We start from the raw sequence: 18,430 nt of genomic DNA on the forward strand, positions 1-18,430 counted from the left end.
GTCGAGTACGCGCATTCTCTGCGTACTCGACGGTTCCCGCCCGACTTTCCGCGTACTCGGCGGGCGTCGGGTCGGGACGGGGCTCAGAACAGGTCGGGGGAGGGGGCGCTCGCGTGGCGGATCGAGACGTCCGCGTGGCGGTCGAACCGGTAGCCGACGCCGCGCACCGTGCGCACGATGTCCTCGTAGCGGGCCAGCTTGGCGCGCAGGCGCCGCACGTGCACGTCGATCGTGCGCTCGTTCGGCACGTCCTCCTCGTCGGCGGCGCTCCACAGCGACGAGATCAGCTCGGCACGCTCGATGGTCCGGCCCTCGCGCAGCACCAGGTACTGCAGCAGCTCGAACTCCTTGTAGGTCAGCGCGACCGTCTGGTTGTCCAGGATGAGTCGCTTGCGCGAGATGTCGACGACGACGCCGGAGGCGGCACGGTCCTCGTCCTCGTCGATGGCGGCGGTGTGGCGGTGCTTCGCGATCGCCGACGGGTCCTGCAGGGCGAGGCGCACGACGTCGACGTCGCGGCCGCCGGCGCCCGCCGGGGCGATCGCCACGGCGGCGTAGGTCTCGGAGGCCGGAGCGAGCTCGGCGGTGAGGGCCTTCAGTGCCTCCACGATGCGGCCGAGGTCGGTGCCGGCGGCAGCGGCCTTGGCCTCGTCGATGCCGACGTACAGGACGAAGCCGCGCGCCTCCGTGCCGGTCGGGACGGCGCGGATCTTGGGGGCGGTCGGGGTGGACTCGGCGGGGCGGAGAGCGGTGGGGGCGAAGGTGTCGACGGTGGCGAGAGACATGGGAAGGGAGTCCTTAGATGATGTCGCGATCCCGATGATCCACCGTCGCCGCGGGACGGTCGTCCCGAAGGTGTGAGAGTGCGGTCGACGGTGTGGAGAATCGCAGGAGATTCGTGTTGGCCGTGTCAGAGACGGCTGATGCGCGGGAGCCTGGATGTGGCGGTCCCGGGGAGCTCTCGCCCGATCACGAGGGGGTGGTCGGAGGGCGTTCGGCTCGGCGAAGGGTCGTCAGATCAGCGACACATTCGGCAACACATGACGGAGTCGCGGCCGGCCATCATCATGCCGGCATCCCCAAGGGCCTCGAAGGAGGTCAGGGTACGCGAATTGTCAGTCATGGTGGTAGTAAAGCGAACCATGACTCGCGGTGTCAAATCATTACGGAATATTGCGAGGGTTCACACAGCCCCGCGGCGGCTCAGACGGTGCCGTAGAGACGATCGCCGGCGTCGCCGAGACCCGGCACGATGTACCCGTTCTCGTTGAGTCGCTCGTCCAGTGCGCCCAGCACGATCGTCACATTGCGGCCCTCGGTCGCCTTCTCCAGGGCCTCCAGCCCCTCCGGGGCGGCGAGGATGCAGATGGCGGTGACGTCGACGGCGTTGCGCTTGAAGAGGAAGTCGATCGCCGCGCCGAGCGACCCTCCGGTCGCCAGCATCGGATCGAGCACGAAGCACTGCCGGTCGGAGAGGTCGTGCGGCAGGCGCTCGGCGTACGTGGTCGGCTGGAACGTCTCCTCGTCCCGGGCCATGCCCAGGAACCCGACCTCGGCGGTCGGCATCAGCCTGACCATGCCCTCCAGCATCCCCAGGCCGGCCCGCAGGATCGGCACGACGAGCGGGCGCGGCTCGCTGATCGCGACGCCGGTGGTCGTGGTGACGGGCGTCTCGATCTCGATCGGCTCGACGCGCACGGCGCGGGTCGCCTCGTAGGCGAGCAGCGTCACCAGCTCCTCGGTGAGTGCGCGGAACACGGGCGACGGCGTGGTCTTGTCGCGGAGCACGGTCAGCTTGTGGGTGATGAGGGGGTGGTCCGCTACGTGCACTCGCATAGGCTCAAGGCTAGCCGACATCCCGCCTGGAGGAGCCTGTGTCCCTGTCCGTCCCCGCCGACTACGAGCAGTGGATGCGCCGCGCCGTCGCGGACGCCCGGCTCGCGTTCGGCACCGGGGACGTCCCGGTCGCGGCGATCGTGCTCGACGAGCACGGCGAGGTCATCGGCACCGGGCGCAACGAGCGCGAGCTGCACCACGACCCCACCGCGCACGCCGAGGTGCTCGCGCTCCGTCAGGCGGCGGCCGTGCGCGACGACTGGCATCTCGAGGGTTGCACCCTGATCGTCACCCTGGAGCCGTGCGTGATGTGCGCCGGCGCGGTGCTGGCCGCACGCGTCCCGACCGTCGTGTTCGGCGCGTGGGACGAGAAGGCGGGGGCCGCCGGCTCGGTCTACGACGTGCTGCGCGACCGTCGGCTCAACCACCGGGTCGAGGTCTTCGCCGGGGTGCTGGCCGAGGAGTGCGCCGAGCTGCTGCTCGACTTCTTCCGCGCCAAGCGCTGAGGCTTCTTCCGCGCCACGCGCTGACGCGCCGGCACGCTCGCGCCGCGTCAGCGGGGCAGCTGCTCCAGCCACTCCGAGAACGCCGCGCGGGAGGCCTCCTGCATCCGCGCCGAGTACAGTTCCCGGTCGCGGCGCAGGGCGTCGGGATCGATCGCCTGCTCGTCCAGCTCGTTGTATCCGTCCGAGACCCAGGTCTCATGCATCTCGTCGGTGACCTCGGGGTGGAACTGCACGGCCAGTGCGAAGTCGCCGATCGCGAACGCCTCGTTGGAGTAATCGCTCGACGAGGCCAACCGGGTCGCCCGCTCGGGCAGCTCGAACGTGTCGCCGTGCCACTCCACCACCGGCACCCCCTCGAAGTGGCGGATCGGGGAGGCCGCACCGGCCTCCGTCGCCTCGACGCGGCGGTAACCGATCTGGGTGGTGTCGCCCTTGTAGACGCGCTCGCCGAGCGCGCCCGCCATCAGCTGTGCGCCCAGGCACACCCCGAGGGTCGGGCGCTCCGCGTCCAACCGCTCGCGCAGCAGGGTCTTCTCCGCCTCCAGGAACGGGAACTCCTCGGTCTGGTAGGCGCCCATCTCGCCGCCGAGCACGACCACCAGATCGGCCTCGCCCGGGTCGATCGCGGCCACGTCCTCCGGCGTGCGCACCTCGACCACGCGCACGGCGTACCCGTGCTCCTCCAGGGTGGGGCCGATGTTGCCGAGGTGGATGGTCGGGTCGTGCTGCAGGACGAGCGCGGTGCGGGAGGCGGTGCCGGTCACTCCAGGCCCTTCAGGATGATGGTGTCGGTGGCGGGGTGCGCCTCGTTGGGGTCGATCCAGACGTCGGGCTCGATGTAGATCACCCGGGCCGCCGGGACGGCATCCCGGATGCGCCGCTCGACCGTGTCGATCGCGGCGGCCACGTCGGCCAGCCGCTGCTCGCCCGGGACGGCCAGCTTCGCGGCGACCATCAGCTCGTCCGGGCCGAGGTAGAGCGTCTTCATGTGGATGATGCGCTCGACCTCGCCGCCGCCGAGGATCGCGCCCTCGATCGCGGCGACGTCGGCGTCGCTCGCGCCTTCGCCGACCAGGAGGCTCTTGGTCTCGATGCCGAGGATGACCGCGACCACGATCAGCAGCGCGCCGATGAGGAGCGTGCCGACCGCATCCCACACGCCGTTGCCGGTGAGGACGGTGAGGCCGACGCCGATGAAGGCGAACACCAGACCGGTCAGGGCGGCCACATCCTCCAGCAGCACGACCGGCAGCTCGGGGGCCTTCGCGCGGCGCACGAACTGCGGCCACGACATGCCCTTCTTGTGCGGGCGCGACTCGTGCACGGCGGTGCGCAGCGAGAACGATTCCAGTCCGATCGCGATCAGCAGCACCAGGACCGGCAGCCACCAGTTGTCGAGCGGGTGCGGGTTCGCCAGCTTCTCGAAGCCCTCGTAGAGCGAGAACACGCCGCCGACGGAGAACAGGATGATCGAGACGACGAACGCGTAGACGTAGCGCTCCCGGCCGTAGCCGAACGGGTGCTCCCTGTCCGCCTGGCGCTTCGCCTTGCGGCCGCCGAGCAGCAGGAGCAGCTGGTTGCCGGAGTCGGCGAGCGAGTGCACACCCTCGGCGAGCATCGACGAGGAGCCCGAGAAGAACCAGGCGATGAACTTCGTCAGCGCGATCCCGAGGTTCGCGGAGAACGCCGCAACGATCGCCCTGGTGCCTCCTGATGCGCTCATATCCTCATCCTAGGATGGCCGCATGACCGACACGCAGAACGTGACGTTGCCCACCATCGCGATGCTCGGAGCCGGCTCCATGGGCCGCGCCATCCTCTCCGGACTGCTCGCCCCGGGCGTCAGCGTCGCGGGCGGGGTGCGCGTGACCAACCGCTCCGCCGCCCGTGCCGCCGAACTCGCGGACACCCCCGGCGTCACCGCCTTCGCCACGGACGACGACCCCGAGGCGAACCGTCGCGCGGTCGAGGGCGCGGAGATCGTCATCGTCGCGGTGAAGCCCGCCATGGTCCCGGATCTGCTGCGCGAGATCTCGTCGTCGCTCACGCCCGGCGCCGTCATCGTCAGCGTGGCGGCCGGCGTCACCATCGCGACGTTCGAGTCGTTGCTGCCCGCGTCCGTCTCCGTCGTCCGGTCCATGCCGAACACGCCGGCGGTCGTCGGCAAGGCCGTCACCGGCATCAGCGCGGGCACTCGCAGCGAGCCGGAGGACCTCGCCCTCGTGCGCGCCCTCTTCGAGACCGTCGGCCAGGTCGTCGAGGTGCCCGAGTCGCAGCTGGACGCGCTCAGCACCATCTCCGGGTCCGGTCCCGCGTACGTCTTCCTGCTCATCGAGGCGCTGACGGAGGCCGCCGTCGCCAAGGGCTTCAGCCCCGAGCAGGCCGCCATCCTCGTGAACGGCACCTTCCTCGGCGCGTCGGAGCTGCTGGCCGCCTCGGACGAGGAGCCGGCCGAGCTGCGCCGCCGCGTCACAAGCCCCAAGGGCACCACCGAGCGCGCCGTCGCCGTCCTCCAGGAGGCCGACCTCCCCGCCCTCTTCGCCCGCGCCACCGACGCCGCCCTCGCCCGCGCCCGCGAACTCGCCGCCGGCTGACCCCCCCGCCCACGGCATCCGCCGACTACACAAAAAGTAGGGTCAAAACCGCCGAGTACGCAGAGATTTCGTGTACTCGTCGGCTACTTGCCCGCAGCGCGGCGAAGGGCGACGCGAACCCGGCGGGCGGCGTCGGCGAAATCGTCGCCTCCGGTGACGAAGACGACGTACCAGCCGCGATCGGCCAGCCACTCGCGTCGTTCGATGTCCTTCCGGTAGGCGGCGGCCGTCGCGCGATGGTGGTCGCCTAGGTATTCGACCGCGACCTGGTACGACGGGAAGGCGAGGTCGATCATGGCGCCGACGCGCCCGTCCCGACCCTCGATCCGGTAGTTCGGTTCGCAGGGTGGGAGGCCCGCGTCCTCCAGCGCGAGCCGCAGGCGCGTCTCTTGAGGAGAGAGCGACCCGTACCTCACGCGTTCGGCAGCACTCCGCAACTGCCGCACTCCTCGGTGGCTCCCGAAACGGTGGAGGGCGCCTTCCAGTTGCTGCCGCGTCGCAGGCGGTGCTGACCCGCTGTAAGGCTCATCGCCAGTGATCAGGAAGTCTCCGGCGACGATGAGGTCTTCTACGCCGAGGCACGTCCCGAGTTGGATCCACGTGTCCTCGGGAGAGAAGACCCGAAGACCGTCGACGGACACGATGCGCTGGCCGTTGGATGTCAGCTGATGGGACCGCATGCCGCCGCGTCGCGGCGGCCTGTCGGGATCGAGGACGCTCACCTCGACGGAGTCGGGTCGGAGGCGCCGCGGGAGCGGGATGCCATGCAGAACGGCCGCCGAGCGGTGGGAGAACGCGGCCCGAGGCGGCAGGGCAGGCACCGCCGCCCGGCAGAGTTCGGCGTGCGTCGACGGAGCCCGTTCTGTGCGCACGCCGTGGAACGGCCGGTGGTAGCGCGAGCTGTACAGACTCGCGCGAGGGAATCCGACGGCCAACGCATCCCCGGTTCTGATCGCATCCATCCCCTCACCCAACCGGACGGGCGAACCTCTCGCAGATTCTCTCCACAGCCCTGTCCGCGAGTACGCAGAATGTGGGGTGAAAACCGCCGAGTACGCAGAGAATTCGTGTACTCGGCGGGCGGGTTAGGAGTCGAGGGCGGCGAAGCGTTCGATGTCGGCGGAGGTGCCGGAGATGATGATGAGGTCGTGGTTGGAGACGACGGTCTCGGCGGTGGCGTAGGTGAACGGCTTGCCCGGGCTCTTCACGCCGACGACGGTGATGTTGTACTTGCTGCGCACGCCCGACTCGGTCAGGTTGAGGCCGCGGATGGGCTTCGGCGGGTACATCTTCACGAGCGCGAAGTCGTCGTCGAACTCGATGAAGTCGAGCATGCGCCCGGAGACCAGGTGGGCCACGCGCTCGCCGGCCTCCGCCTCCGGGTAGATCACGTGGTTGGCGCCGATGCGCTCCAGGATCTTGCCGTGCGACTGGGAGATGGCCTTCGCCCAGATCTGGGGCACCTTGAGGTCGACGAGGTTGGCTGTGATGAGCACGCTGGCCTCGATGGAGGAGCCGACGGCGACGACGCCGATGGAGAAGTCCTCCGCGCCGATCTGCCGCAGGGTCTCGATCGAGCGCGCGTCCGCCTGGACGGTGTGGGTGACGCGGTCGGCCCACTTCTGCACCAGGCCGGCGTCGGTGTCGATGGCCAGGACCTCCCGGCCGAGGCGGTCGAGCTGGCCGGCCGTCGCCGCTCCGAACCGGCCGAGGCCGATCACCAGGACGGGGGCGTTGTGCTTGATCCGGTCAACCAACGAGCGGCCTCTCCTCGGGGTTCTGGTACAGCTGCTTGCGCTGGCTCTGCGCCAGCGCTGCGGCGAGTGTCACTGTACCAACGCGCCCGCAGAACATGGTGGCCGCCAGCACGTAGACGCCCGCGTCGGGCAGCTTCTCCGTGAGCCCGGTGGAGAGCCCGCAGGTCGCGAACGCCGAGATGACGTCGAACAGGACGTGGTCCAGCGGCGCCTTGGTGATCTGCAGGATCAGGATGCACGACACCGCGACGATCGTCGCGCCCCACAGCGCGACGGCGACCGACAGTCGCAGCACGTCGACGGGGATGCGGCGCCGGAACGCGTCCATCGACTCCACCCCGCGTGCCTCGGCGACCGCCGCCAGGAACAGCACGGCCAGCGTGCCGACCTTGATCCCGCCCGCGGTGGAGGCGGATCCGCCGCCGATGAACATCAGCATGTCGGTGACCAGCAGGCTCGACCCGTTCAGTTGGCTGATGTCGATGGTCGAGAAGCCGCCTGAGCGCGCCATGGTCGACAGGAAGAACGACTGGAAGACGGTGTGGCCGGCATCCAGATGCCCGAAGGTCTTGGGGTTGTTGTACTCGAGGACGATGTAGAGCAGGGCGCCGGCGACGAGCAGGATCACCGAGGTCAGCAGCGTCAGCTTCACGTGGATGGACCAGCGCCGCCGCTTCTTGCGCAGGTTGGACGCGATGGCGAGGATCACCGGGAAGCCGATCGCCCCCAGGAACACGCCGATCATCAGCGCGCCGAGGAACCAGTAGTCGTCGGCGAACGGGGTCAGCCCCTCCACGTTGGGCGCGAATCCGGTGTTCGTGAAGGCCATGGCCGAGTAATAGAGGCTCTCCCAGAGGGCCGAGCCGAACGGCATCCCGGCGATCAGCATCCGCGGCAGGAGCAGCACGGCGACGAGCCCCTCGATGACCACCATGCTGAGCGCGACGGTGGTGAGCAGCTTGCCCACCTCGCCGAGGCGCACCGCCTGGCCTTCGGCGACGGGGCCGGCGTGGATGCGCAGCGGGTTGCTGTCGCTGGCGGCCATGAGCTTGGCGCGCAGCCCCAGTCGCCGGGAGATGATCAGGCCCAGGATGCTCGCCATCGTGAGCACGCCGACGGCGCCGATCTGCACGCCCAGGTAGACGAGCAGGTGCCCGAACACCGACCAGTGCGTCGCCATGTCGACGGTCGACAGCCCGGTGACGCAGATCACCGACACCGCGGTGAAGAGGGCGTCGGCGAGGGGAGTGGTCGTGCCCTTCACCGTCGCGATCGGCAGGGAGAACAGGAGGGTGAAGATCAGGATCAGGAGGGTGAAGACCAGGATCGCGAAGCGCGACGGGCTGCGGGACGCGAATCCGTTGATCGCGCCGCGCACCCGGTCCAGGGGAGCGGTGGTCCTGCGCCGGACCGCCGGGGTCGTAGCCATCGTCCGTTCCCTCCCACCGAAGCTTCGGACATGGTACTCCGCCTGTGGAGTGACTAGCCTGGGGGGATGGCCGACATCTTCGACGTGATCGCCGACCCCACGCGGCGCGAAATCCTCCGCGTGCTGCTCGACCGGCATTCGGAGGCGGCGGACGGCGTCGGCGAGATCTCGGTCTCGGAGATCGTCTCGACCCTCGAGCTCAGTCAGCCCACGGTGTCGAAGCACCTCAAGGTGCTGCGGGAGGCCGGGCTCGTCTCGGTGCGCGAAGAGGGCCAGCACCGGTATTACCGGCTGGACGCGACGCCGTTGGAGCTGGTGGAGGATTGGGTGATCCCGTTCACCGCGGCGGACGTCGACGCGGCGGCGCTCTCGGCCCAGCTGGCGGAGGAGACCCGCGAGTTCGCCAGCACCGTCGGCAAGGTGCTCGCCGACACCCGGCACGCGGTGACGAACGCGACCGAGCGCGTCACCAAGTGGCGTCGGGACTGAGCCGGACCTCCCGACCCCGGCGCTTGCCGTGGATGCCCGCAGCCGCATAGAGTGCCTGTCACCCGCCATGACACCCGAGTACCATGGCGGCCGGAGAGGTACGGCGATGGCACACGATCTGAAGGACGTGCGCTTCTTGACGGTCGCGGAAGTGGCCGACATGATGCGCGTCTCCCGCATGACCGTGTACCGGATGGTGCATTCCGGCGAGCTTCCCGCGATCCGTTTCGGGCGTTCGTTCCGGGTCCCGGAGTCGGCCGTGGACCAGGCTCTGGAGGCTCTCGTGCACTCCGAAAAAGGCGGCGTCGCCGATTCGGCGTGACGTCGGGTAAACTGGTTGCTTGTGTCGCCGCGCACCCCGCGGCAAACCCCCCTAACTTTGTGAGGTCTACGTGGGTTCCGTTATCAAGAAGCGTCGCAAGCGTATGGCGAAGAAGAAGCACCGCAAGCTTCTCCGCAAGACGCGCCACCAGCGTCGCAACAAGAAGTAGACCTCAGAGTCTGCAGCTCAAGCGTCGGTCCGTCCTGGCCCGGCGCTTTTTGCTGTGCACGGACGCGCCATGCTCGCGCGAGCTAGGCTGGACGCCGTGTCCGCCGTCTCCCTGACCCTCATCGGCAAGCCCGGCTGCCATCTGTGCGACGACGCCCGTGAGGTGATCCGCACGGTGGTGGACGACCTCCCCGCCGGCGCTCCGGACGTCGAGCTCGTGGAGCTCAGCATCCTGGACGATGCGGCGCTGCACGAGAAGTACGTGGAGGAGATCCCGGTGGTGCTGGTCGGCGGCCGGATGCACACCTACTGGCGGGTCGATCCGGCCCGGCTGCGCACCGCGATCCTGGAGGACCGATGACCATTCGCCACGTCGTCACGTGGAAGCTCGCTTCGACCGATGCGGCCGAGCGCGCCGAGCAGGCCGCCGCCGTGAAGGCGAAGCTGGAAGCGCTGGTGGGCGTCGTCCCCGAGATCGAGCGGCTGGAGGTCGGCGTCAACGTCCTCCCCGGCAACTTCGACCTGGTGCTGATCAGTGATTTCGCCGACCTGGACGCGGTGGCGCGGTATCAGGTGCACCCGGCGCACGAGGCGGTCGCGGCGTACATCCGCTCCGTGGTCGACGGACGCAGCGCGGTCGACTTCGAGGTCTGAGCGCGGGCGAGCGGCGGGCGTCGGAGAGATCCCGACTGCCCAGGAGAGCAGCTACGGCGCGTCCATGCCGAGACGCCGCGCTCCCACCGGTGTCGCTACGGACATCTGAGCCCGCGACTACCGAGCTCTGCCGCTCCCTCCCCGCTCGGACCGCGGCCGTCCCGCACGCTGGGACGACGTCGCCGTCGCCGTACGACTAGGGAACGCGTATCGGTGTGCGACCTCAGCTGCCGACGCTTCGGGTGCGCCGGCCGCTACGAGTGCGGGCGGGACCTCGGGGTTCTCCGCCCGCACACTCGTACCCACGGTGCGCCGGCAGCACAGTGAAGGTCCGGCGACGAATTCCGGACCGGTTCGCCTCAGTAGGCCGGGCGCTCGTCGATCTCGCGGTCGGTGCGGCGGTACTCCGTCAGGAACTGCTCCAGGGTGGAGGCGTAGAGCGCGGCGACGAGGTCGCCCGCCTTCTCGCCGTCCCGGGCCTTGGCCGCCTCGAAGATCTCGGTGATGCTGCCCACCAGGTCGGTGGCGGCGAACGGCTGCTCCCACACCGCGATGTAGCGCAGCAGCTGCGGGCTGAGCCCTTCGCTCACGTCGAGCAGCACGGCGTTGTCCGCGCCGCGCTCGAACTCCAGCAGGAAGTCGTTGAGCGCGCGTCCCAGCGCCGGAAGGTCGGAGGCCTTCTTCGCCTTGCGGACCTCTTTGAGTGCCTTGTCGAGGCGGCCGACCGCGGCCGCGTCAAGGTTCGGCACCGCGGTCCGTGCGGCGTACTCGTGCAGCAGGCCGGTCGTGTAGATGGCCTCGTCGATCGCGCGGCGGTCGATCGGCGCGACCCGCGTGTAGCGGTTGGGTGCCATCTCGACCAGGCCGATGTCGGCCAGCTTCATCAGCGCTTCCCGGATCGGGGTGCGCGAGACGCCGAGCCACGCGGTCAGCTTGTCGTCGAGCAGGGTCTCACCCGGCTCGAGCGTGCCGTCGAGGATGCCGTCGTAGAGCCGGTTGTAGACGACGTCGCGCAGCAGCTGGCGCTCGACGGGGGCGGTGTCCTTCACGGGCAGCGGCATCAGGCGGTCTTCCCTTCGAGGGCGGTGAACTCGTCGACCACGGTCGCGAGCCCGTCGTTCCAGTAGCCGGTCGCGGCCTGGGCGGCCGCGGAGGCATCCCCGGCGACGGCGGCGGTCACGAGCGTCTTCGCGAAGGGGAGGCTCGCGTCGTACGGGGCGCTGGACGGGGCCGCGATGAGCGCCCGGCGCACCTCGGGGAGGTGACGCTTGAACAGGCGCGCGACCGTGGCGTTGTCGAGTCGGCGGATGAACACGGCGGTGATCCCCGTGAGGACGCCGTCGCGCTCGAGGGGCGTCGACGCGGTGCCGGCGCGCGTCAGGAGGTCGTTCAGCGCGACGCCGTCCTGGTCGGTGAGAAGGGGGGTCGCGTCGCGGACGACGCCGTGCAGCAGGGTGCCGACCGTGTCGACCAGCCCGCGAAGGCGGTCGGGGTCGATCGGGGTCACCCGGGTGCGCTTCTGCGGCATGATCTCGACCAGGCCCATGGTGGCCAGCTGGTTGAGCGCTTCACGGACCGGCGTGCGGGAGACTCCGACCCACTTCTCGATCTCGGCATCGTAGAGCTGTTCGCCGGGGGTGAGGTCTCCCTCGATGATCGCGTCGAGGAGGCGGAGGAAGACTTCGTCTCGGATGAGCCGTCGGGGGCTGACGGCCTCGGTTACGGGTACAGGCATACTTGAATATTACATCCGCTCTGCCGAGATTCAAGGATGCCGTTCAGTAGCGCTGGCCCAGTGCTTTCGCCTTGAGCGCGTCGAACTCGTTCGCCGTGATCACGCCACGATCGAGCAGGTCTTTGGCCTGTGCGATGTCGCTGGCCGGGCTGGCCGAGGCGACGGGATGGAGGCCGTAGTCGTCGTCCTCGGGCACCGTCTGGCGGCGCGCGGCGCTCCGCTCGGCCATCCCACGACCGCGCGCGATCAGGTAGACCAGCGCGGTCAGCCAGGGGAAGAACACCAGGAAGATCACCCAGAGCGCTTTCCACCAGCCGTTGAGATCGCGGTCGCGGAACAGGTCGCCCAGGATCGAGAACAGCACGATCAGGTACGCGACGAACGCGAACGACCAGAAGATCAGCCAGAGGACATCCCAGAAACTGTTCATCGACGACTCCCATCGCTTGTGGCGTTCACCGTATCGGGAGGGCCACGACGGTGGCTAGACGCGACCTCGGCGCCGCTCGTCGGGGAGCCCGGGATGTCGGGCCCTGCGGGCTAGGCTGACCGCATGCCGCCGCAGTCGCCACCGCACCTCTGGCGAGGTCGGTCGGCCGGCGGCTGGGCCGCGTTGATCGCGGGGTTCGTCGTCGGTGTCCCGCTCACGTTCGCCGCGGGCCTGATCCTGCTCGTGCTCGGCGCCGCGGCCGCGGTGATCGGCCTGCTCGGGCGGCTGGTCGGCCTCGCCGCGGCGTGGGTGTGGTTCGTCGTGCAGCGGGCGCGCCGCGTCCCGTACCCGTTCCCTTCCCCGCCGCCGACGCGCCGTCGTGCGCGGCGGGTGGCGCTGAGCGGGCTCTACCTCTCGCTGGTCCCACGGACCATCGGCGGGGCCGCGCGGCTCGCGGGCTGGCTCCTCGCCCCGCTGGCACTCGGCGCGAGCGTCGCCGGGATCGCGTTCCCACGCTGGCGGGCCCGTCCGTACCTCGCCGTCTTCACGCTCCCCGAGTTGCTGAGCAAGGTGGTCGGGCTCGGGCGGCGGCGCGGACTGTTGCGGGACGGCCATGATGCCCGCCTGTTCGGGTACGACGAGTTCCTCGCTGCGGCGTTCCCGCTCCTCCACGACTTCTTCGGCTGGTGGGCCGACCCGGATGCTCCCGCGCACTACCGGCCGCCGGCGTCGCTCGGCGACACGGCCTCCGCGCGGCTGGGCCTGCGGCTCGGACCGGCGCCCGATCCGCTCGGGCAGCCGGGGCTGGCGGCGGGCGCGATGCGGCGCCGGGCGGTCCGGTCGCTGCGGGAGATCTTCCTCAGCCAGCGTGAGATCGACGATCTCTGCGATCCGGACCTCGACGACCGCTCGGACGTCGCCGTCATCCGGCTCGTGCACCGGAGGGACGAGGCGGGGGTGCGTCGGTGGATCGTGCAGCTGCCGAGCACCAAGTCGTGGCATCCCCGGGCGGGCGCCGCCCCGAACGACCTCACCGCCGATCTCGTCATCGGCACCGAGCGGCAGGCGACGATCACCCGCGCGGCGATCGCGACCATGCGCGCGGCGGGGATCGGGCCGGACGAGCCCGTCCTGCTGACGGGCTTCAGCCTCGGCGGGATGGTCGCCGCCCAGATCGCCCTGGCGGCGGCCGCGGACGGGTTCACGGTCACGCACCTCGTGGTCGCGGGATCGCCGCTCGGGCGGTTCCCGCATCCGCCGGGCGTGCGCACGCTCTCCCTCGAGCATGTGCTGGACATCGTCCCGCGCATCGACGGCCGGGAGAACCCGGTCGACGCGGGACCGGACGGTCTGCTCACCGTGAAGGCCGGCCCTCCGCTGACCGTCGGCTTCCGCCTCGGCGCCCTCCACCAGTCGACCGCCTATGCGGACACGGCGGCGGAGGTCGAGGCCCGGCCGCCCGACGGACGGGTGGCCGCCTTCCTGGACGGGCTCGCCCCGTTCCTGGGTCCCGGCCAGGTGGTCGACGACCGGGCGGCCGTCCGGGCCGGGGATCTGCCGCCGCGCGCCTCCGTGCCGCTGTACCTGCGCAGCACGGTGGAGGAGGGGATCACCCGGCAGAGCCTGCGGCTGACGGTGCGCCGCATCCCCGGTGTCGTCGCGGTGGACGTCTACCAATCGCGCTCGGGATTCGCGACGACCGTCATCTGGAACGCCGACATCCTGAGCCGGGACCTCGCGCCGTGGCTCTCGCGCCGGGGGCGGGCGGCGGTCTACCGCGGCCTCCTCTCCCTTCTGGGGCGGCGCGGTGCGGTGGGCGTGCACCTGCGGGTCCAGGCCAAGCGCACGCCGGGGGTGACCTGGGAGGCGACCCTCCAGCGCACGGCGGACGGCCGCTGGCGCGAGACGATCGACATCACGGTCGACGACCGTGCCGATCCCGTCGCCGTGGTGCGCCTGTTCCCCGGCGGGACGCAGCCCGTCGTGCTGATCCATCCTCCGAGCGCGTTCGGCGAGATCGTGGGCGTGGCGCTGCCGCGCTGACGTCCCTACGATGGACCCACCCGATCGAGGAGGCACCGTGGGACGAGAGAGCTACTGGAGCACGGACCCGGACGACCTGCTCCGCGTCGGCGACGGCTTCCTGCTGTCGGAACGCGACCCGGACGCGAAACCCGCGTTCGACGGCGGCAAACGCGACGGCGAGAAGGCGCTCGCCGAGGGTGCCGGCATCCTGGCGGACCTGCAGGAGCGCCTGTACGCCGCCGGGACGCAGGGTGACCAGCGCCGCGTGCTGCTGGTGCTGCAGGCCATGGACACGGCAGGCAAGGGTGGAATCGTCTCGCATGTCGTCGGCGCGATGAATCCTGGCGGCGTGCGCTACACGGGCTTCAAGAAGCCCACGGCGGAGGAGCTCGCCCACGACTTCCTGTGGCGCATCGAGAAGGCGGTGCCGGCCGCGGGCCAGGTGGGGGTCTTCGACCGCTCGCACTACGAGGACGTGCTGATCGGGCGCGTCCGCCGACTCGCCCCGCCCGAGGAGATCGAGCGCCGGTACCGGGCGATCAACGACTTCGAGCGCGAACTCACCGAATCGGGCACCAGCATCGTCAAGGTGATGCTGCACCTCGGTGAGGACGAGCAGAAGAAGCGGCTCATGGACCGGCTCGACCGCGCGGACAAGCGCTGGAAGTTCACGACCAACGACGTCGACGAGCGGATGCTGTGGGACGACTACCAGCAGGCGTTCCAGGTCGTGTTCGACCGCACCTCCACGGTGGACGCTCCCTGGTTCGTGGTGCCGGCGAACCGCAAGTGGTACGCGCGGATCGCGGTCCAGCACCTGCTCATCGACGCTCTCGAGCGGATGGACCTGGGCTGGCCGCTGCCGTCCTACGACGTCGACGAACAGCGGGCACGGCTCGCGGCGACCTGATCGGTCAGCCGAACGCCTCCACGATCGGGCGGAACTTCATGGTGGTCTCGACGAGTTCACGGTCGGGCTCGGAGTCGGCCACGATGCCCGCGCCCGCATAGGCCGTGATGTCGCCGTCCGGGTCGATCTGGGCGCACCGCAGGGCGATCGCCCACTCCCCGTCCCCGTCGCCGCCGACCCAGCCGACCGGTCCGGCGTAGCGGCCGCGGTCGAACGGCTCGAGCTCGCGGATCAGCGCGAGGGCGTCCCGGGTGGGAGTCCCGGCGACCGCGGCCGTCGGGTGCAGGGCGTCGGCGAGATCGAGCGAGCTCGCGCCGTCGCTGAGGGTGCCGGCGACATCGGTCGCCAGATGCCACAGGTTGGGCAGCTTGAGCGTGAACGGCAGATCGCTGACGTCGAGGTCGGCGCTGTGCGGTCGCAGTGCCTCCAGCACGCTGGCGACGGCGAAGCGGTGCTCCTCCTGGTCCTTCGTGCTGCTCGCCAGGGTGACGGCCGCGTCGTGATCGGCGCCGGCGTCGGCGCCGCGCGAGATCGTGCCGGCGAGCACGCGCGCGGTCACGGTGCCGTGGTGGACGCGCACCAGGGTCTCGGGGGATGAGCCGACGAGGCCGTCGACGGCGAACGTCCAGCACTCCGGGTAGCCCAGGGCCAGTTCCACCAGCGCGCGGCGCACGTCCGACTCGCGCGGCAGGTGCCCGGTCAGGTCGCGCGCCAGGACGGCCTTCGAGAGGTCGTGCTCGCGGATGCGGGTCACCGCGGCGGCGACCGCCTCGCGGTATCCGGCCTTGCCGAGGGAGCCGGGGAGGAGGGTGAGCCGGTACTCGTCGCCGAACGGGGTCGGCCGCGGCGGATCGACGGGCGCCGGGTCGGCGGCGGCCGGGTCGATCGGTCGGATGCGGGTGATCCAGCTGCGGCCGTCGCGGCGGCCGAGGACGATCTCGGGAACGATCAGGGTGCTCGCCGCCGCGCTCTCGTCGGCGAACGCGAAGGTGCCGAAGGCGACGAGGCCGGTGCCGGGCGTCCGTACGGCGTCGTCGACCGTCGCGGCGGCGGCGGTCGCGCGCCAGGCCGTGGAGGCGTCGCGGATGCGGTCGGGGCCGGAGAACTCGAGCCGGAGGGCCTCGCCGATCCCGGCGATCCCCTCGCCCTTGCGCAGCCAGAGCAGGGGGTGGCGGGCATCGATGAAGGGGATGAGCTGGCGAACGTCGTCGAGGGGGGTCGTCTCGACCGAGAGCGCCGTCACGTCCGTCGCCTGTCGCGTGGTCGCTGGTGCTGTCACCGCTACAGACTACGCCCGGGACGCTGGGCGTCCGATGCGCGCCCCCTGCACGTTCACCGCGCAGGTGCCGTCCATCCCGCCCCAGGAATGCATGGGATCACGGCGCAGCCTAAGCTGGTGTGGTGAGTAAGGCCGACCTCGACAAACAGCCCGCCCAGGTCGCCGCCATGTTCGATGAGGTGTCGACCCACTACGACCGGACCAATACGGTCCTGTCGGTGGGGAACGCATCCCTCTGGCGTGTGGCGACGACGCGTGCCGTCGGTCCGCGCGCCGGCGAGAGGATCCTCGACGTGGCGGCCGGCACCGGGACGTCCAGCGCCTCGCTCGCCCGGAACGGTGCGAGCGTCGTCGCCGCCGACTTCTCCGAGGGGATGATCGAGGTCGGGCGCCGCCGTCAGGCCGACAATCCGTACGTCACCTTCGTGCAGGCGGACGCGACCCGGCTGCCGTTCGAGGACGAGTCGTTCGACGCCGTCACCATCTCGTTCGGGCTGCGCAACATCGTCGACCCGCGCGCCGCGCTCGCCGAGTTCTACCGCGTCACCAAGCCGGGCGGCCGCGTCGTGATCTGCGAGTTCTCCCACCCCCCGGTCGCGCTGATCCGCGCGGGATACAGCGCCTACCTCAAGTACGGCATGCCGGTGCTCGCCAGACTCGCGAGCTCGAACCCGGCCGCGTACGAGTACCTGATGGACTCCATCCAGGCGTGGCCGGCCCAGCCGGAACTCGCGACCTGGCTGCGCGACGCCGGCTACGAGTCCGTCGCCTGGCGCAATCTGACGGCCGGCATCGTCGCCTTGCACCGAGGCCGCAAGCCCGTGCGTGCGCAGGCAGCGCCCATCGAGGCGGCGCCCGTCGTGGACGAGCCCGCTGCTGCGAAGCCCGCTGCTGCGAAGACTGCTGCGGCGAAGCCCACTGCTGCGAAGACTGCTGCTGCGAAGCCTGCTGCTGCGAAGACGCCCGCCGCCAAACCTGCTGCTGCGAAGACGCCCGCCGCCAAACCCGCTGCCGCGAAGCCTGCTGCCGCGAAGCCTGCGGCCAAGCCCGCCGCTGCGAAGCCGGAGCCCGCGAAGCCGACAGCAGCGAAGCCGGCTGCAGCCAAGCCGCCGGCAGCCAAGAAGACCACGACCGCGGCGAAGCCGACCGCACCGGCGAAGCCGGCGGCCGACGGAACGTCCTCGACACCTTCCGTCCCATCCAAGGGGGAGTAGTGCCACGAAGTGTTCCTGCGGTGCGCCGTCCGGCATCGGTGTCCAGCCAGCTGGGCCTGACCGAACGGATCTTCGCACGCGGTGAGGACCGCGCTCTCGCCGCCGCGATCGACGACGGACTCGTGCAGATCGAGGACGGCCTGCGCTCCCAGATGCGGTTCGCCGACGACCTGGCCGACGTCACCGCCCGTTACCTGCTCGAGGCCGGCGGCAAGCGGGTGCGACCGATGCTCACGCTGCTCGCGGCCCAGCTCGGCCGCGGCACCACCCCGCAGGTGCTGCAGGCCGCCCAGGCGGTCGAGATCACGCACCTCGCCTCGCTGTACCACGACGACGTCATGGACGACTCGCAGATGCGCCGCGGCGTGCCCAGCGCGCAGTTCGTGTGGGGCAACTCCGTCGCCGTGCTCACCGGCGATCTGCTCTTCGCGCGTGCGAGCAAGCTCGTCTCCGCGCTGGGCGAGCGTGCCATCCAGCTGCAGGCCGACACGTTCGAGCGGCTGTGCCTCGGCCAGCTGCACGAGACCATCGGCCCTCGCGACGGCGAGGACCCGATCGCCCACTACATCACGGTGCTGGAGGACAAGACCGGCTCCCTGATCGCGGTCGCCGCCCAGATGGGCGTGGTCTTCTCCGGCGCCGACGAGAGCTACGAGCAGCCCGTGGTCACGTTCGGCGAGAAGATCGGCGTCGCGTTCCAGATCATCGACGACGTCATCGACCTCTCGGCCAAGGGCGTCGAAGAGACGGGCAAGACCCCGGGCAACGACCTGCGTGCCGGTGTCGCGACCCTCCCCGTGCTCCGCCTGCGCGAACGGGCCGCCAGCGACCCCTCCGCGGCCGAGCTGCTCGAGCGCCTCGAGCGCGACGTGATCGGCACCGCGGACGAAGGCCCGGTCACCCCGCAGGCCACCGCCGCGATCGCCGCCCTGCGCGAACACGAGGTCACCCACCAGACCCTGGAGGAGGCCCACCGGTGGGCGCGCGAGGCCGTCGAGGCGCTCGGACCGCTGCCGGACGGCCCCGTCAAGAAGGCGCTCGTCCGATTCGCGGACACGATCGTCGAACGCTCCAGCTGATTC

Annotated in this window: 22 protein-coding genes; 11 read left to right on the forward strand and 11 right to left on the reverse strand. The window is 70.6% G+C overall.

Features of this window, described 5'->3' with window-relative positions; genetic code table 11:
* Positions 1 to 83 precede the first annotated feature (83 nt).
* Positions 84 to 785: a winged helix-turn-helix domain-containing protein gene (locus tag U870_RS0103425; protein ID WP_025156017.1), complete on the reverse strand. Its 702-nt coding sequence runs from the start codon at positions 783 to 785 to the stop codon at positions 84 to 86.
* A gap of 418 nt (positions 786 to 1,203) precedes the next feature.
* A complete protein-coding gene (gene upp / locus U870_RS0103435) occupies positions 1,204 to 1,836 on the reverse strand; it encodes a uracil phosphoribosyltransferase (RefSeq protein ID WP_025156018.1) in 633 nt (210 codons plus the stop codon).
* 38 nt (positions 1,837 to 1,874) lie between these two features.
* Here upp and tadA point away from each other — a divergent pair, with 38 nt between their 5' ends.
* Positions 1,875 to 2,342, forward strand: a complete 468-nt coding sequence (tadA, locus tag U870_RS0103440; RefSeq protein ID WP_025156019.1) for a tRNA adenosine(34) deaminase TadA — start codon at positions 1,875 to 1,877, stop codon at positions 2,340 to 2,342.
* A 47-nt stretch (positions 2,343 to 2,389) separates the two neighbouring features.
* Here tadA and U870_RS0103445 read toward each other — a convergent pair whose 3' ends face one another.
* Together U870_RS0103445 and U870_RS0103450 are read right to left on the reverse strand one after the other, a co-directional pair.
* Complete coding sequence (locus U870_RS0103445) at positions 2,390 to 3,106, reverse strand: glutamine amidotransferase-related protein (RefSeq protein ID WP_025156020.1); 717 nt, start codon at positions 3,104 to 3,106, stop codon at positions 2,390 to 2,392.
* Positions 3,103 to 4,065, reverse strand: coding sequence for a cation diffusion facilitator family transporter (locus U870_RS0103450; protein ID WP_025156021.1), 963 nt, complete (start codon positions 4,063 to 4,065; stop codon positions 3,103 to 3,105). Before U870_RS0103450 ends, U870_RS0103445 begins: the two co-directional genes overlap by 4 nt.
* 22 nt (positions 4,066 to 4,087) lie before the next feature.
* On the opposite strand from U870_RS0103450, the gene proC reads away from it, so the two are divergent.
* A complete protein-coding gene (gene proC / locus U870_RS0103455) occupies positions 4,088 to 4,936 on the forward strand; it encodes a pyrroline-5-carboxylate reductase (RefSeq protein WP_025156022.1) in 849 nt (282 codons plus the stop codon).
* 83 nt (positions 4,937 to 5,019) lie between these two features.
* Here the strand turns inward: proC and U870_RS24775 are convergent, their stop codons facing one another.
* From U870_RS24775 to U870_RS0103470, 3 genes are all read right to left on the reverse strand, one after another.
* Positions 5,020 to 5,232 (reverse strand): hypothetical protein, encoded by a 213-nt coding sequence (locus U870_RS24775; protein WP_240183619.1) that lies wholly within the window; start codon positions 5,230 to 5,232, stop codon positions 5,020 to 5,022.
* A gap of 789 nt (positions 5,233 to 6,021) precedes the next feature.
* Positions 6,022 to 6,693, reverse strand: coding sequence for a potassium channel family protein (locus tag U870_RS0103465; protein WP_021758525.1), 672 nt, complete (start codon positions 6,691 to 6,693; stop codon positions 6,022 to 6,024).
* A complete protein-coding gene (locus tag U870_RS0103470) occupies positions 6,686 to 8,122 on the reverse strand; it encodes a TrkH family potassium uptake protein (protein ID WP_025156024.1) in 1,437 nt (478 codons plus the stop codon). Before U870_RS0103470 ends, U870_RS0103465 begins: the two co-directional genes overlap by 8 nt.
* Before the next feature lie 66 nt (positions 8,123 to 8,188).
* Here U870_RS0103470 and U870_RS0103475 point away from each other — a divergent pair, with 66 nt between their 5' ends.
* From U870_RS0103475 to U870_RS0103490, 5 genes are all read left to right on the forward strand, one after another.
* A complete protein-coding gene (locus U870_RS0103475) occupies positions 8,189 to 8,611 on the forward strand; it encodes an ArsR/SmtB family transcription factor (RefSeq protein ID WP_025156025.1) in 423 nt (140 codons plus the stop codon).
* A 106-nt stretch (positions 8,612 to 8,717) separates the two neighbouring features.
* Positions 8,718 to 8,933, forward strand: coding sequence for a helix-turn-helix domain-containing protein (locus U870_RS0103480; RefSeq protein ID WP_025156026.1), 216 nt, complete (start codon positions 8,718 to 8,720; stop codon positions 8,931 to 8,933).
* Positions 8,934 to 9,003: 70 nt separating this feature from the next.
* Entirely contained in the window at positions 9,004 to 9,102 is a 99-nt protein-coding gene (locus U870_RS23515) for a 30S ribosomal protein bS22 (RefSeq protein ID WP_003792170.1), read from the forward strand.
* A gap of 96 nt (positions 9,103 to 9,198) precedes the next feature.
* Positions 9,199 to 9,462 carry a glutaredoxin family protein gene (locus U870_RS0103485; RefSeq protein WP_025156027.1) on the forward strand — a complete coding sequence of 88 codons (264 nt, stop codon included), beginning with the start codon at positions 9,199 to 9,201 and terminating at the stop codon, positions 9,460 to 9,462.
* Positions 9,459 to 9,755: a Dabb family protein gene (locus tag U870_RS0103490; RefSeq protein ID WP_025156028.1), complete on the forward strand. Its 297-nt coding sequence runs from the start codon at positions 9,459 to 9,461 to the stop codon at positions 9,753 to 9,755. The genes U870_RS0103485 and U870_RS0103490 overlap by 4 nt, the downstream gene beginning before the upstream one ends.
* Before the next feature lie 359 nt (positions 9,756 to 10,114).
* On the opposite strand, the gene U870_RS0103495 is transcribed toward U870_RS0103490, so the two are convergent.
* The 3 genes from U870_RS0103495 to U870_RS0103505 are packed head-to-tail and all read right to left on the reverse strand — an operon-like array spanning position 10,115 to position 11,920.
* On the reverse strand, positions 10,115 to 10,816 hold the full coding sequence (locus U870_RS0103495; RefSeq protein WP_025156029.1) for a GntR family transcriptional regulator: 702 nt from the start codon (positions 10,814 to 10,816) through the stop codon (positions 10,115 to 10,117).
* A complete protein-coding gene (locus tag U870_RS0103500; protein WP_025156030.1) occupies positions 10,816 to 11,490 on the reverse strand; it encodes a GntR family transcriptional regulator in 675 nt (224 codons plus the stop codon). The genes U870_RS0103495 and U870_RS0103500 overlap by 1 nt, the downstream gene beginning before the upstream one ends.
* Positions 11,491 to 11,533: 43 nt before the next feature.
* Positions 11,534 to 11,920: an SHOCT domain-containing protein gene (locus U870_RS0103505; RefSeq protein ID WP_025156031.1), complete on the reverse strand. Its 387-nt coding sequence runs from the start codon at positions 11,918 to 11,920 to the stop codon at positions 11,534 to 11,536.
* Positions 11,921 to 12,043: 123 nt separating this feature from the next.
* Here U870_RS0103505 and U870_RS22330 point away from each other — a divergent pair, with 123 nt between their 5' ends.
* Together U870_RS22330 and U870_RS0103515 are read left to right on the forward strand one after the other, a co-directional pair.
* Positions 12,044 to 13,963 (forward strand): hypothetical protein, encoded by a 1,920-nt coding sequence (locus U870_RS22330; protein WP_025156032.1) that lies wholly within the window; start codon positions 12,044 to 12,046, stop codon positions 13,961 to 13,963.
* A 10-nt stretch (positions 13,964 to 13,973) separates the two neighbouring features.
* The gene (locus U870_RS0103515) at positions 13,974 to 14,855 is read left to right on the forward strand and encodes a PPK2 family polyphosphate kinase (protein ID WP_052357524.1); all 882 of its coding nucleotides are present in this window, start codon (positions 13,974 to 13,976) and stop codon (positions 14,853 to 14,855) included.
* 4 nt (positions 14,856 to 14,859) lie between these two features.
* Here the strand turns inward: U870_RS0103515 and U870_RS0103520 are convergent, their stop codons facing one another.
* Complete coding sequence (locus tag U870_RS0103520) at positions 14,860 to 16,134, reverse strand: isochorismate synthase (RefSeq protein WP_240183620.1); 1,275 nt, start codon at positions 16,132 to 16,134, stop codon at positions 14,860 to 14,862.
* Between the two features lie 122 nt (positions 16,135 to 16,256).
* Here U870_RS0103520 and U870_RS0103525 point away from each other — a divergent pair, with 122 nt between their 5' ends.
* Entirely contained in the window at positions 16,257 to 17,348 is a 1,092-nt protein-coding gene (locus U870_RS0103525) for a demethylmenaquinone methyltransferase (protein WP_025156035.1), read from the forward strand.
* Between the two features lie 20 nt (positions 17,349 to 17,368).
* Complete coding sequence (locus tag U870_RS0103530; RefSeq protein ID WP_025156036.1) at positions 17,369 to 18,427, forward strand: polyprenyl synthetase family protein; 1,059 nt, start codon at positions 17,369 to 17,371, stop codon at positions 18,425 to 18,427.
* The last annotated feature ends 3 nt before the right edge of the window (positions 18,428 to 18,430 follow it).

This window comes from Leifsonia aquatica H1aii (assembly GCF_000633535.1).
GTDB lineage: Bacteria > Actinomycetota > Actinomycetes > Actinomycetales > Microbacteriaceae > Leifsonia > Leifsonia aquatica_A.